Raw genomic sequence first — 14,285 nt, forward strand, 5'->3', positions numbered from 1 at the left:
GGCCTCAAACAAATAGATCGCCAACCGCGACCCCTACCAAGCGGGCCCCCTTACTCCTCAGCGCCGCCTCAGTAATTTTCCATGTATGGCTTGAAGTATCGGCACGTCGAGAAGCAACTGAGTTGAAAGCATCAAAGACGAAAAACTCATCCACATACAAGGCAGCGTTTTTCAGAAAACCAGTATCGGCAGCATCCAAGCAAAAATCTGGGTATGGATGATCCTTCAAAAAGCTAACGTCCCCCCCCAGAGAGTTACCAGCCAACCATTTGCTGCCACTCAGAACATCATTCTTAGAGAGGACAGTATCCGGAAATGCAGCTGAGCGAGCATAGATAGATCCATCACTTTCAAAACAGATGTACGCCGGCGGCTTTCCAAACACGACCGCATCAACAGCCTTTAGAGAAAGCGCAATATCATGAAGGAAATACTCACCATAGAAATCATCGTCATCCATTCGGACGCAATATTTTCCGAGTGCATGCTCAATCCCAAAATTCAAACATGCTGCAGCAGAATTTTCGAATGGCATTACCAAGGCCTTAGTATCCAGCCCTTCAGGAATAGAGTCTGCGCTGGCACCCGCCCAGTTCATCACCACAATTAATTCTTTATTCTGATACACCTGTCTTTCAAAGTTTAACAGCGCTACCGAAACAAGCTCCTGCCTACAGGTCGGCATAACAACTGAAATTTTTTGAAACTCTACCCAATCATGCTCAATACCCAGCACATCAGCCACACTGCGCAAACGATGAGAAAATGTGTGTTCGCCATATACTTTTCGCCACGCTTTATGGGCAAGCCTACGACGATAGAGCTCATCTTTCTCAAATGCAGCCAGAGCTACCAATAGCTCCTCTCTGCTTTTACACGACTGAACCAAGCCTTGCCGTATATCACCTGCCCTCAAATCTCCGTAATGCACAACCAAACTTTTACATGCGACCGCCTGCAAACTTCTCCACTGCTGACTTGTGGGCGATTCGGCACTAGACTCGAAAGTCACATACACACTCGCACGTTTCATCACCTCTAAAGATGCTTCAGGCGATACAGTACCCAGAAACCGCTCATCTCGCCTAAGATGTGAATTAGCACTAAGGCTACCCGAGTCAATGGATTTGTAGCCGTGCTCACCTAGGTCATGCAGCGCCTTACCCCCGGGTACAGACTTATGAACTAGAGACACTCGATCCACTAAAACATCAATAAAAAAAGGCTCTGCATCACTCCGTTTCAGCGGGTTGTGGACAGCTGGCTGTACAGCAGGCAGCAAAATTCTTGCCTTAATTCCAGCCGCCGCTAACAACTCTACCATTCCGGGGTCTGCGCAAAAAACATAGTCAAATAAGCGAGAAAAATCCGAAAACGCGCTGAAATACTCTACACCATGAGTTATCCAATACACTGTCGGAACACTTCTTTCTCTAGCGTAGTCCAGCAACTCCTTCAGGTCAGTCCTTGCTACCCCCTCACTGGTCTGCCCGTACTTCCAATGTCCTGTACAGGAAGCAAAAAAGGACTCAACAATTAGAAAGTCAACATCGGCAAAATCTAATATATCTCTCCACGTCCCCGGCAGGGCTATGTGCATCCGCCCCTCGTAGCGCAATCCTTGGTAAAGCTTCTCACCAACTACAGCAGCCATACTTAGAGAAGAGTTTGGTTTCAGCTTTCTCGGCTCGAAAAAATCCACTGGAGGATGCCAAATCGACTCCCAGTTCGTTCGCGCAATCTCTGCCTCAGCAAAACTCATCAAACACTCCCCGCTTTATAAATAACGAGGCCACTACCAATACGGCAGTGGCTCCGCTCTAGAGAACTACCACTTGATGCCTTTGAAGATCACATCCTTACGGATGTTTTCCTTGAACTTGCCGACTACCTGGAACATCCCAGCCATGACCTCGTCGGTGAGGTAGTGCGGCTGCACGCCCAGATCGATCAGGCCCTGGTAGGTCGGGTTGTAGTAGTGCTCTTCGGCTTCCTTGCGCGGGTTCTCCAGGTGGTTGACCTTGACGTCGTAACCCAGGGATTGGCCCACACGCTGGACCATGTCGGCCAGCTGGTTGGCGGAGAAGGTTTCCATGATCTGGTTGAAGATGCGCAGCTCACCCTTGGCCGCCGGGGCCTTCTCGGAGTGGTGCACGCACTGCAGGGTGTCCTTGATATTGAGGTAGCCACGGGTCTGGCCGCCCTTGCCGTATACGGTCAGCGGGTAGTCGACCACGGCCTGGACGATAAAGCGATTAACGATAGTGCCGAACACTTCGTCGTAGTTGAAGATGGTGTTCAGGCGCGGGTCGATGGCGGCTTCGTCGGTTTCAATGCCGTAGACCGGGCCCTGCATCAGGTCGGTGACGCGCAGGTCCCACATGCGCACGCCGAACCACATCAGGTCGGTGTCCATCACCTTGGTGGTGTGGTAGATGGAGCCGGCGGCGCGCGGGAACAGGAACTTGCCCTTGCGGCCCTTGTGCTCGATCTCGAGCCAGCCTTCTTCGATGTCGATGTTCGGGGTGCCGTACTCGCCCATAGTGCCCAGCTTGATGATGTGGGTATCACGGGAGAAGTCGCGCACAGCGAACATCAGGTTGTTGGTCACGCGCAGGTTATTGACAATGGTCTGGTCGGCGTGTGCGTAGTCGATCAGCGAGTACGGCGCGGAAGGCTGCTCGGCGTAGTGCACGACGGTTTCCGGAATGCCGGTGAATGCCGGGTTGACGCACCAGTTGTACTTGACGCTGCCATCGAACAGCGAGCGCATGACCTGCGGTTCGGCCAGGTCGCCGATCACCACCTTGATTTCGTAGCCGGTCTTTTCGTGCCAGATCTTTGCCCGCTCCATCAAGGTGGGAATCGGGTAGAGCATGCCGACGTCCAAATCCTGGCAGTTGTTGCGGCGCAGGTAGTTGTCGACCACGGTGACTTGATAGCCGCGGGCCGAGAAGTACATGGCGGAGGGCCAACCCAAGTAGCCGTCGCCGCCGAGAATCAATACGTGCATGTTCAACTCCTGAATTTCTGTACCAGCATTACTTGCTGGAGATTAAAACAATCGGGCTCAGATAAGGTTGTTTTCAACCAAAAACGCTGCCAGTTCGTCCTGGGTTAATTTCGGTTCATTGCCTGAGTGATAGGGGTTATCTACCTGCTCAGAGATAACGCCATGGTAGCTGTAGTCAATATCGGTAAAGCGCTTCATGATTGCCGGTTTGATCACAAAGTATCGCTCCAGCTCGATGGCGCGTCCGGTTTCTTCGCCAGTCATCAGCTCTTCGTAGAGTTTTTCGCCGGGCTTTACGCCTATCTCCTTGATCTCTACTGTCGCTGGGTTTTGCCCGTACTCTGGAGCCAACTTGCGGATCATCACTTCGGCCAGATCCTTGATGGCAATGACCGGCATCTTGGTGACGAACACTTCACCGCCCTTGGCCAGCATAGCCGAGTCAATGATCAGCTGGACGGACTCCTCTACACTCATGATAAAGCGGGTCATCTCGCTGTGGGTGAGGGTTAGCGGGCCGCCATTGCGCAGTTGCTCGCGGAAAATAGGAATAACCGAGCCTCGCGAGCCAAGCACGTTACCGAAACGGGTGGAGGCGAAGATGCAACCAGACTTCTTGAACTCAACGTTAGCTGCGGTGATAAGCCGCTCGCCCATCAGCTTGGAAGTACCCATCACGTTGGTGGGGTTCACAGCCTTGTCGGAGCTGGTAAAGATGACCTTGCTCACACCAGAGTTGACCGCAGCGCGAACGATGTTGTCGACACCGAGGATATTGGTTTGCACCGCCTCGTGTGGAACCTGCTCGCATAGAATAACGTGCTTGAATGCCGCGGTGTGGAAGACGATATCCACACCTTCCATCTTGCGAGTCAGTGCGCCTTCATCGCGAATGTCACACAGGTAAAAGTGTACGTTGTGCTGAGCGCGATAGGCTTCGGTTTGATAAAATAGCTCACTTTCGTTGTTATCCAGAACGACAAGTTCCTTGACACCATACTTATGCACCAACTGATTGACCAGTTCCTTGCCAACCGTACCGCAACCGCCGGTGACCAGCACCTTCTTGTCTTCGAAAAACATCGTCATGTCGATTTCCTATATTTTCACGCCGGCTGGCGCATTCATCTTACTTAACAGTTATTTAAGTGCACCGCAGATGTCCAGTACCAAATGCCGCTCTTGTTTGAGCGTCTCAAGCGATTTGAATGCATCATGGGCAACCAGCAGCACAACGATATCAGCAACTCCAACCGCTTCACCGAGCGAGGAAAACCGTACCGCTGAAGAAAGAGCTGCAGGAGCAGTGTCCAGATATGGCTCGACAGCAATAACCCTTATCGCTGACTCAGCAGCCATTCTATTGACAATAGCAAGTGCTGGACTAGCGCGCAGATCATCGATATTGGCTTTGTAGCTCAACCCAAGAAAGGCAACGGTCGCCGGTCGACCTGAATGTTCTACAGACCACTGCGTAACAATTTGTTTTATGGTTTCAACCACTTGATCAGGCCGCCTATCGTTGATTTCGCGCGCCTGCCGAATCAGCCGTGCCTGCTCTGGTGCAGCATCCACAATAAACCACGGATCGATTGCAATACAGTGACCGCCAACACCTGGCCCCGGCTGGAGAATATTGACTCGTGGATGCCTGTTTGCCAAGGCAATCAAGGCCCAAGGGTCGATGCTAAGCTGCTCACATATCGTAGCCAATTCGTTGGCAAAGGCGATATTAATATCTCTGAAGCTGTTTTCTGCCAACTTACACATTTCAGCACTACGCACATCAGTCAAAACGCACTCAGCTTGTACAAATAGCTGATACAACTGCGCCGCAACCTTGGAACACTTTTCCGTCATCCCGCCAATAACACGGTCATTATGAACTAACTCGTGCAGCACTCTGCCAGGTAAAACACGCTCAGGGCAATGAGCTAAACGTATATCAGAGTGCTCCCCTGCTTGCTGTGGGAAGCTTAAATCACTGCGCAACTCAGCGAGCCACTGGGCGACTTTTTCAGTAGTACCAACCGGCGAAGTGGACTCAAGCACCACCAGGTTTCCCTTTTCCAGCACAGGAGCCAAAGCACGGCACGCCTGCTCAATAAAACTCAAGTCAGGCTTGTGTCCATCCTTGAAAGGTGTTGGGACCGCTATAAGGAAGGCTTTGGCTGGCTGCATCTCGGTCGTCGCATGCAGATACCCTTCAGTGACCGATGCGTGCACTAGCATGTCCAAATCAGGCTCAACGATATGAATTTCCCCACGATTGATCGTTGCAACAGTATCTTGATTTACATCCACACCAATGACACGTACCTTTCTTGATGCCAATACTGCCGCGGTTGGCAAACCGATATAACCCAGCCCTATGACAGCAACAGTTTCAAACATGATTTCCAGCCTTACTCCACCACTTCACGAGCGCATCAACGATGCGCTGTGATGCATTACCATCACCAAAGGGATTTACATTTACAGTTCGTTTTGACATGTTTGAACTGGCTGTTTCTACCAAAAAATTTGTAATTGACTCACTAAGTAGCCTTGCATCGGTACCAACCACTCTAACAGCGCCACTATCGACAGCTTCAGGGCGCTCAGTAGTATCGCGCATGACCAATACAGGCTTTCCTAGTGACGGAGCCTCTTCCTGAATACCGCCCGAGTCGGTAATAATTAGCTGTGCCTGGCTCATTAGATAGACAAACGGCAGGTAGTCGAGCGGTTCGATCAAGTAAACATTATTTATACCCTGCAGCAGCCGTTTTACCGGTTCACGCACCTTGGGATTGAGGTGTACAGGATAAACAATCTGGGTATCAGGATGCTTTCTGGCCGTTTCAGCGAGTGCCTTACAAATACGTTCAAATCCACCACCAAAATTTTCACGGCGGTGGCCGGTAACCAGAATAAGACGCCTATCTTTCTCAAGAAAACTGAGAGTCTGATAAACCTTCTGTCGCAGAGACACATTAGTATTAAGTTTCTCTTCCACCTGACGCAAAGCATCTATCACAGTATTGCCAGTCACATGAATACGGTCACAGGCTACGCCTTCGTTGAGCAAATTCTGACGTGAGCTTTGCGTAGGAGCAAAATGCAAAGCGGCCAGGGCACCGGCCAGCTTGCGGTTACCTTCTTCTGGCCAAGGTGAATAAAGGTTGCCAGTCCGTAGACCTGCTTCAACATGAGCAACAGGAATTTTCTGATAGTAAGCTGCCAAGCTTGCAGCTAGAGTGGTGGCAGTATCACCATGCACAAGAACGATATCCGGTTTAACGTCATCCAGAACTCCTTTAAGCCCCTGCAATATGGCGCACGTGACGTCAGTCAAGTCCTGGCCCGGCTTCATGATATCCAGATCGTAATTTGGGTTTATAGCAAACAACTCCAGTACCTGATCGAGCATTTCACGATGTTGACCGGTCACACACACTTTAGCGTCGAACTGTTGATCAGCCGCCAAAGCCTGTACCAAAGGCGCCATCTTTATTGCCTCCGGCCGAGTACCGAATACACATAGAGTTTTGATTCGATAGGTCACACGGTATCCTGTCTGATGCTAGAAGTTGGTAGATGTTTGCGACAGCTGCTTGGTCACTCTACTGTTACCGACTTCGCCAAATTTCTAGGCTTATCCACATCCGTACCTTTCACCAGCGCCACGTGATAGCTGAGCAGTTGTAGCGGCAGGGTATACACAATGGGTGACACGCTGTCGTACACCCAGGGCAGTTCGATATGAGTCACCCCTTCACTGGTTTCCAGGCCCGCCCGCTCACAGGCGAAATTGATTAGCTGACCACCACGGGCGCGAACTTCTTCAAGGTTGGATTTGAGCTTTTCCAGCAGGCTATCACTGGGGGCAACACTGACTACCGGCATGTCTTCATCGACCAGCGCCAGCGGGCCGTGCTTGAGTTCACCGGCGGCGTAAGCTTCAGCGTGGATGTAGGAAATTTCCTTGAGCTTGAGCGCCCCTTCCATCGCCACTGGGTAGTGCGGGCCACGGCCAAGGAACAGGGCGTGATGTTTGCCGGCAAAGCTTTGCGCCAATTGCTCAATACCTGGTTCCAGTTGCAGCACTTGTTCGACCAAACCCGGCAGGTTACGCAGCGCCCGGACATTGGCGTTGATGATCTCTGGGGCTCGCTGCTTGGCTTGGGCCAGCGCGGTAGTCAGCCACAACAATGCTACCAGTTGGGTGGTAAAGGCTTTGGTTGAGGCTACGCCGATTTCCGGGCCAGCCTGGGTCAGCAATCGCCAGCCAGCCTCGCGTACCAGGGAGCTGCCAGCTACGTTGCAGATGGCCAGCGTGCCCAGATAATTTTGCTTCTTGGCATATCTGAGCGCAGCCAGGGTGTCTGCGGTTTCACCAGACTGGGAGATGGTTACCAGCAGGGTGTTGGCCGGGACGGACACCGTGCGATAGCGATACTCGCTGGCAACTTCTACCTGGCAGGCAATACCGGCCTGCTCTTCAATCCAGTAGCGTGCTACCAGGCCGGCATGGTAGCTGGTGCCACAGGCGACGATATGAATGTTCTGGATGTCAGCCAGGCGGTTTTCCGCTTCCGGGCCAAGGATGGCAGTCAGCACCTGATTATCAGCCAGCTTGCCTTCCAGAGTGTCGGCAATGGCTTTGGGCTGTTCGAAGATTTCCTTGAGCATGAAATGCCGGTACTCGCCCTTGTCCAGGCTGTGAGCGGCATGCTCGTAGCGTTTGACCGGGTAGCTCAGCACTTGGTTGTTACTGCTCCAGACCTCGTGCCCGGCCAGAGTCAGGCGGGCATGATCGCCCTCTTCCAGATAGATGAACTGATCGGTCACCTGTAGCAGCGCCAGCGGGTCAGAGGCAATGAACTGCTCTTCACTGCCCACGCCAATCACCAACGGGCTACCCATGCGGGCGCAATAAAGATTATCAGGCTCATCCTGGTGGATTACCCCAAGCGCATAGGCGCCGTGCAGCTCATTGAGGGTAGCCCTAAAGGCGCTGAGCAGGTCCTGCTTGTGCTGGTAATGGTGAGCCAGCAGGTGGGCAATGACCTCGGTATCGGTATCGGAGTTGAAGCTGTAGCCCAGCTCCGTCAGCTTGCGCCGCAGGCTGGCATGATTTTCGATAATGCCGTTATGCACTACGGCCAGCCGCTCAGACAGATGCGGGTGTGCGTTATGCTCTGCCGGTTTGCCGTGGGTAGCCCAGCGAGTATGGGCGATGCCCAGGTGGCCTTTGGCGGGGCTTGTTGCCAGAGCTTTTTCCAGCTCGGCAACCTTGCCCATGGCGCGTACACGCTGCAGCCCACCCTGCCGATTCAATAAAGCCAGACCGGCCGAGTCATACCCTCTGTACTCCAGGCGATGAAGACCTTCCAGCAGAATAGGGGTGACATTTCTTAGAGCAACCGCACCAACGATTCCACACATCTAGAACATATTCCCATGTTTTTGGCACGCTACCGCCCCAAGATTTACAGTCTTACCCTTGAGGACATGCACCAATAAATTGTTATGAGCCGCAAGCGACCTTCTGGAACTGACCCCAATTCCAGAGAAAAATTCAGAAACACTCTGTGATCAAGCTGTCGATTTGAGCGCGCCCAGCCTGATTTTTACGGCTTGCTCACGCTGAAGCAGGGTAAGGAGAATCACTGCGCGCTCTTCGCCATCACAGCAGTTGAAAATGGCCGTGAGGTCTTTCAGGGGGCCTTCAGTGATAACAACTGAATCACCATGCTGAAACAGGGGCTTGGCCCCCACTTGCGCCAGGCGGGTTTGAATGCCATCGATGATGGGTGAGGAAATAGCTACCGGCAGACTGCCAAAAGTGACAAGCCGGCGCACACCTCGGGTGGAGCGGATGGAATACCAACTGTCAGTCAACTGACAGAGATTGATGAACAGATAACCAGGGAACAAGGGCTCTTGAACCAACTGGCGCTTTCCATGCCTGATCTTTTCCGTCCAGCACAGCGGCAACAGGCATGCGAATCCCTGCTTGCGCAGGTTTTCTTCAGCACGAAGCTCCTGACGGGGCTTGCACTGTATCAGATACCATTCCGAGCTTGCTGTATTCGACATTCTTGCCTTCTAGCGCAAGGCTTTGAGCCACTGCGTGTTAAGCCTTTGCTTCGAAACCGGGAACAAGCTGATCCCTTAAATTAAAGCCACACTCACCCATGCAGGTGAAATAATGCGGAAATGTTACACGGGTTACCGTGTGTGACAAGGCTTGACAGCCCTATTTCCGGCAACATTCTGACGGGTTGCAAGGCAATTATTGCACACCGCCAACTCATAATGTCACTTTAACATCCAAACAAAATCAAATGCCGCTTATTTGACGCAATAACAATAATCATATCTATGGGATAATAATTTTCATTTCTATATTTTTATCTTCTGCATGCTGTCTGAGCTTTCCAGCAAGAGCCTCCTTCGCCTCAGGATCACCATGCACCAGCCGCACTTCACTGGGCCAGTGGCGCATGCGGGTGATGAAGTTGACCAGGCCTTTCTGATCGGCATGGGCGGAGTAGCCGCCCAGGGTGTGGACACCAGCCTTGATCTGGATACGCTCGCCTTCCAGGCTGACATAACCACCGCGTGGGCCGTGCTGCTGGATGGCGTGACCGGGGGTGCCTTTGGCCTGGTAGCCGACGAAGACCACGTCGTGGCGAGGGTCGCCCAGCATGGCCTTGAGGTAATTGACGATGCGCCCGGCGCTGCACATGCCGTTGCCGGTGATGACAATGGCGGGCTGGCGGGTGTGAGCCAGGCGATTGACCATAGCCAGGTGCTGGGCGTGGGTTTCGACGGTGAGCAGGTTGTCGAAGGCCAGGGGCTTGCGGCCATTGGCGATGCGCTTGAGGGCTTCTTGGTCCCAGTAGGGTTTGAGTTGCCGGTATAGGGCGGTGAAGCGGCTGGCTAGTGGGGCGTCGAGGATGATGGGCAGGGTTGGCCAGTTGGTGGGTAGGCGCTGGGAGGCGGGAGCATCTGCTCCCGCTCTGGACTTACGTGCATCCCCGTCCTGGAGCAGATGCTCCAGGCTCCCAGGAGAAGCATCTGCTCCCGTTGCGGGCTCTCTGCGCGCCCTACCTGGAGCGGATGCTCCAGGCTCCCAGGAAAACCCAGGGCTCCCAGGGGGAGTAGCTGTTTGCGCTGTGCATGAGTGGATTATGTCTTCCAGCTCGTAGAGCAGTTCCTGGGTGCGGCCAATGCTGAATGCGGGAATGAGTACGGTGCCGCCATCGGCCAGGGCATGTTCCAGTACTCGCTGAAAGCGTTGGCGGCGGCTGCGGCGGTCTTCATGCAGGCGGTCGCCGTAGGTGCTTTCCAGCACTACGGTATCGGCGCGCCAGGCATTGCCGGGTGCTGGTAACAAGGGCGCGTGCGGGGCGCCCAGGTCGCCGGAAAAGACGATCCGTTTGCTGCGGTTTTCGTTGGGGTAATGTACGTCGCATTCGACCCAGGCCGAACCCAGGATATGCCCGGCGGGTTTGAAGCGGATGCGACAGCGCAGGTCGTCCCGCCCAATCACTTCAATCCATTGGGCATAGGGCTGGCCTCGCAGCATCGGCTGAACCATGCCAACAAACCTGCTGGCGAGCTCACGGTCACGCTGCACGCCAACAAGGAAGGCATCCTCCAGCACGGTGGGCATCAGCATGGCCGAAGGCTCGGTACAGTACACAGGCCCCTTGAAGCCGGCAGCGATCAGCCAGGGCAAGCGGCCAATATGATCAATGTGTACGTGGGTGGCGATCAGGGCCTTGACGCTGTCGAGTTTGAATTCGATGGCCAGACTATGGGCTCCAGCTCCCTGAACGGAGCTTTCCACGCCTTGAAACAGGCCGCAGTCGATCAGCAGGCTGTCTTTGGCGCTCAACCAGAGCTGATGGCAGGAGCCGGTAACGCCCTGCGTGGCGCCGTGATGCTCGATGAAGGGGTAAGTGGTTGTCATGCCGGGCACTCCCTGTGCGTCGTCGGTGAGCGGCAAGTGTATGTCATTGCGCCATACCGCAGAGTGCGACAATCCACAGTTTGTCGATTCGGCATGTCTGCCAATACCGGTTAACATGTTGCCCCTGAACTTCAGCAAGCAACCGGACGAGGCCAGGAGCACCTCATGTTTTCTTATCGCCTATGGACAGTCATTACCACCGCCGTTTTGCTGCAAGCCTGTGCGCTGGCGCCTGGTCTGCATCAGCCAGCCGTTGGCCGGATGGATGCCGAAGCCCAGTTAATCAGCATTGATCAGGCACTGATTCAGCAGCAAGCCTCCCCTGCGCAGGCACAGTTGCCACAAGAATTACTCCAGGCTGAGCCACAGCCTTACCGGCTCGGGCCACTGGACGAGCTGTACATTACCGTGTGGGATTATCCCGAATTGACCGTGCCTGGCGGTGCAGAGCAACAGGGCGGGGTCAATGTGCGGGCCGTTGATGCCAACGGCGTGTTGTTTTTCCCCTTTGTTGGCCAGATTCGCGCCAACGGCCTGACTCCGGCGCAGCTTCGTCACGCACTGACCGAGCAGTTGTCACGCTTTATCGACAATCCCCAGGTGGATGTGCGCCTGGCTCAGGCCAATAGCCGCCGCGTGCTGCTGGGTCCGGGCTTCAACGGCAGAGCGAGCCTGCCACTACCCGGCCAGCCACTGTCACTGCATGAAGCGTTGCTGGAGTTGGATTATCAGGCCAAACCACAGTATTTGCTGACGCTGACCCGTGATGACACGCGCTACGAACTGCCGGCAGAGGCCGTGCAGTCTGCCGAGACAGCTCAATTGTTATTGCGCGCTGGCGATCTGTTGAATCTTGAACGCTTGGAATACAAACCGGTCACAGTGTTGGGCGAGGTACAATCTCCCCGGCAACTAGGCTCCGAGCAGAACCTGACCCTGTTGCAGGCTCTGATGAGTGCTGGCGGTTTGCGCCAGGATGCGGCGGACCCGCGGGCAATCTGGGTCATGCGTGATGCTGGCGAATACACCCAGCGCTTCCACCTGGATGCAAGCGCCCCCGAAGCCCTGCTGCTTGCCGGTGATTTCAGGCTGAAAGCTGGTGATCTGGTGTTTGTTGGTGCAACCGGCCTGACTCGCTGGAACCGCACGATCAGCCAGATGCTGCCGACCCTGTCGCGCCAGGAAGTGATTGTGTCCGTTGACGATATCCGGAGTAATGACGATTGATGCACTCAGTTGGCAGTTTGGTGGGTAGACCATGTGGCTAAGGATTGTGCGGTACTGGCTGGCCTTTCGCCCGATGTTCAAGCTGCTGTTTTTCCTGATGCTGTTGTTGGCACTGTATCTGGGCATGCGCCCTACTCCGGCACCAGCCACTTACCACTGGCAAAGTGATCTGTACCATGCTGTCGGGCTGTTTGCTTTGACGCTGGTGAGCTATCTGGCGTTTCCGCGCTGGTATTGGTGGCTGCGAGGGCTTTTGCTGTTTGGTGTTGGTGTGCTGATTGAGTATGTGCAGTCATTCCACCCCATGCGGGTGGCAGACTGGAATGATCTGTATGCCAACGGTGCTGGTATCGTTGCAGGGTTGGTGCTGATCGGTGGCTATGGCTACCTGTGCCGGCGGCGGCTACACAGGTAGCCGACGCTTAGCGGCGTTTGGGTGGGGCCAGACCGTCGGGACTGGTAACCACCTGGCCTTGGGGCGCGCCTGACGGTTTGCGCTTGGCGGCGGGCTTGGCCGCCTTGGGCTTCTTCGGCCTGGCGGTTTTCTTGTCGGCCTTTTTCTTCTTGGCGCCAACCGGTTTGCCAGATGCCTTGACCTTCTTCGGTCCCTTGAAACTGCCGGGCACCTCCTTAACCACCCGCCGCTCGAACTGACGGCGCAGATAGCGCTCAATGCTCGACATCAGGTTCCATTCATGAGGTGTCACCAGCGAAATTGCCAGCCCTTCGGCCCCGGCCCGGCCGGTACGCCCGACCCGGTGCAGGTAATCGTCACCACTGCGCGGCATATCGAAATTGACAACCAGATCCAGGTCATCGATATCCAGGCCCCGCGCAGCCACGTCAGTCGCCACCAATACGGCAAACTGGCCCTGCCGGAAGCGCTTGATCGCCTGCTTGCGGTCTTTCTGATCCTTCTCGCCATGCAGCACATAGGTGCGGATGTCCGTTGCCCGCAAGACGCCGTTCAGCCGGTCAGCCATGACCCGGGTGTTGGTGAAGACAATCACTTTGCCGGCGTTCTCATTGGCCAGCAGCCACTTGAGCAGTGCTTCCTTGTGGCTGTTGTCGTCGGCTGGGACCACTTGCTGGCGGATAGCCGGGGTGTCGTCACGAATGCTGTCCAGCTCAAGCCAGCGCGGCTCTTCAAGCACTTTATCGATCATCCGGCGCAAGCCGGCATTACCCTTGGTGGCGGAACACAGCAGGGTTTGCGGTTGCCCGCTACAGGCTTCAGCCAGGCGGATAACGTCGTCGCTGAAGCCCATATCAAGCATGCGGTCGGCTTCATCGATTACCAGGGTACGAACCTGGGTCAGATCCAGGTTGCTGGCGGCCAGTTGCTCAAGGGCACGGCCTGGGGTGGCAATGATGATATCTGGGTTCTTGCGCAGCTTCGCCGCCTGAACCTTGAAGTCTTCACCGCCGATGACCAGTTCGGCCTTGAGAAAGGTAAAACGGGCCAACTGCTGGGCATCATCAAGGATCTGTTTGGCCAGTTCACGGGTCGGTGACAAAACCAGAGCCCGAGGTGCCAGGGGCTTGCTCTCATCGAGCTGCAATTGCTGCAGGATCGGCAGCAGATAGGCGGCAGTCTTGCCGCTGCCGGTACGGGCAATGATGTAGAGATCGTCGCCTTCCAGGGCGGCCGGGATGGTCGCTTGCTGGACGGCAGTAGGCTCTTCGAAGCCAAGAGCATCGATGGCTTTGAGGATTCGTTCGTGCAGATTGAATTGGCTGAACTGGGATTGGCTGGACAAGGCGACAGAGCTCTTTGATGGTCACGGAAGTTGCCGGAAGTTTAGCAGATTGTGGCCTGGGTCACCGCAGAGAGCGCTGTTTGCGACCTGCGAGCGCAAATAAAAAAAGGGGCATCCGAGGATGCCCCTTAAAACCCAAACATCTATGAGCAGCTTTAGACCTTAACGCACACCTGCAGCACGCAGAGCGGCCGGGGTGAACTGGTTGTAGGTCGGTACAAAGTCGAACTGCGGTGCAGACACCTCTTCGGTGTACATACCCAGCGCGATGTAACGACCAGCCAACAGGTCATACAGGGTCTCGATCGAGTAACCCGGC

The 14,285-nt window shown here is 54.7% G+C and carries 11 protein-coding genes and 1 pseudogene; 2 read left to right on the plus strand and 10 right to left on the minus strand.

Annotated elements, in window-relative coordinates; genetic code table 11:
• Positions 1-4: 4 nt before the first annotated feature.
• The 8 genes from C2846_RS15350 to C2846_RS15385 all read right to left on the minus strand — a co-directional run bounded on the left by C2846_RS15350 (position 5) and on the right by C2846_RS15385 (position 10,979).
• Positions 5-1,762, minus strand: a complete 1,758-nt coding sequence (locus tag C2846_RS15350) for a glycosyltransferase family protein (protein ID WP_119701872.1) — start codon at positions 1,760-1,762, stop codon at positions 5-7.
• 66 nt (positions 1,763-1,828) lie between these two features.
• Entirely contained in the window at positions 1,829-3,013 is a 1,185-nt protein-coding gene (locus C2846_RS15355) for an NAD-dependent epimerase/dehydratase family protein (protein ID WP_102840244.1), read from the minus strand.
• Between the two features lie 57 nt (positions 3,014-3,070).
• Positions 3,071-4,102: an SDR family NAD(P)-dependent oxidoreductase gene (locus tag C2846_RS15360; protein WP_119701873.1), complete on the minus strand. Its 1,032-nt coding sequence runs from the start codon at positions 4,100-4,102 to the stop codon at positions 3,071-3,073.
• Positions 4,103-4,153: 51 nt separating this feature from the next.
• Entirely contained in the window at positions 4,154-5,410 is a 1,257-nt protein-coding gene (wecC, locus tag C2846_RS15365) for a UDP-N-acetyl-D-mannosamine dehydrogenase (protein ID WP_119701874.1), read from the minus strand.
• On the minus strand, positions 5,400-6,503 hold the full coding sequence (gene wecB / locus C2846_RS15370; protein WP_240638215.1) for a non-hydrolyzing UDP-N-acetylglucosamine 2-epimerase: 1,104 nt from the start codon (positions 6,501-6,503) through the stop codon (positions 5,400-5,402). Before wecB ends, wecC begins: the two co-directional genes overlap by 11 nt.
• Positions 6,504-6,613: 110 nt before the next feature.
• Positions 6,614-8,443: a glutamine--fructose-6-phosphate transaminase (isomerizing) gene (gene glmS, locus C2846_RS15375; RefSeq protein ID WP_119701875.1), complete on the minus strand. Its 1,830-nt coding sequence runs from the start codon at positions 8,441-8,443 to the stop codon at positions 6,614-6,616.
• Positions 8,444-8,593: 150 nt separating this feature from the next.
• The gene (gene rfaH / locus C2846_RS15380) at positions 8,594-9,097 is read right to left on the minus strand and encodes a transcription/translation regulatory transformer protein RfaH (protein WP_119701876.1); all 504 of its coding nucleotides are present in this window, start codon (positions 9,095-9,097) and stop codon (positions 8,594-8,596) included.
• Positions 9,098-9,380: 283 nt separating this feature from the next.
• Positions 9,381-10,979 (minus strand): MBL fold metallo-hydrolase RNA specificity domain-containing protein, encoded by a 1,599-nt coding sequence (locus C2846_RS15385; protein WP_119701877.1) that lies wholly within the window; start codon positions 10,977-10,979, stop codon positions 9,381-9,383.
• 165 nt (positions 10,980-11,144) lie between these two features.
• Here C2846_RS15385 and C2846_RS15390 point away from each other — a divergent pair, with 165 nt between their 5' ends.
• Together C2846_RS15390 and C2846_RS15395 are read left to right on the plus strand one after the other, a co-directional pair.
• The gene (locus C2846_RS15390; RefSeq protein ID WP_119701878.1) at positions 11,145-12,206 is read left to right on the plus strand and encodes a polysaccharide biosynthesis/export family protein; all 1,062 of its coding nucleotides are present in this window, start codon (positions 11,145-11,147) and stop codon (positions 12,204-12,206) included.
• 31 nt (positions 12,207-12,237) lie between these two features.
• Complete coding sequence (locus C2846_RS15395; protein WP_119701879.1) at positions 12,238-12,621, plus strand: VanZ family protein; 384 nt, start codon at positions 12,238-12,240, stop codon at positions 12,619-12,621.
• Positions 12,622-12,628: 7 nt separating this feature from the next.
• Here the strand turns inward: C2846_RS15395 and C2846_RS15400 are convergent, their stop codons facing one another.
• The gene (locus C2846_RS15400; protein ID WP_119701880.1) at positions 12,629-13,966 is read right to left on the minus strand and encodes a DEAD/DEAH box helicase; all 1,338 of its coding nucleotides are present in this window, start codon (positions 13,964-13,966) and stop codon (positions 12,629-12,631) included.
• Between the two features lie 162 nt (positions 13,967-14,128).
• A pseudogene (locus tag C2846_RS18880) lies at positions 14,129-14,285 on the minus strand (DUF1329 domain-containing protein); the annotation flags it as partial.

Origin of the sequence: Pseudomonas jilinensis (assembly GCF_003586265.1) — a bacterium.
GTDB classification, from domain to species: Bacteria; Pseudomonadota; Gammaproteobacteria; order Pseudomonadales; family Pseudomonadaceae; genus Halopseudomonas; species Halopseudomonas phragmitis.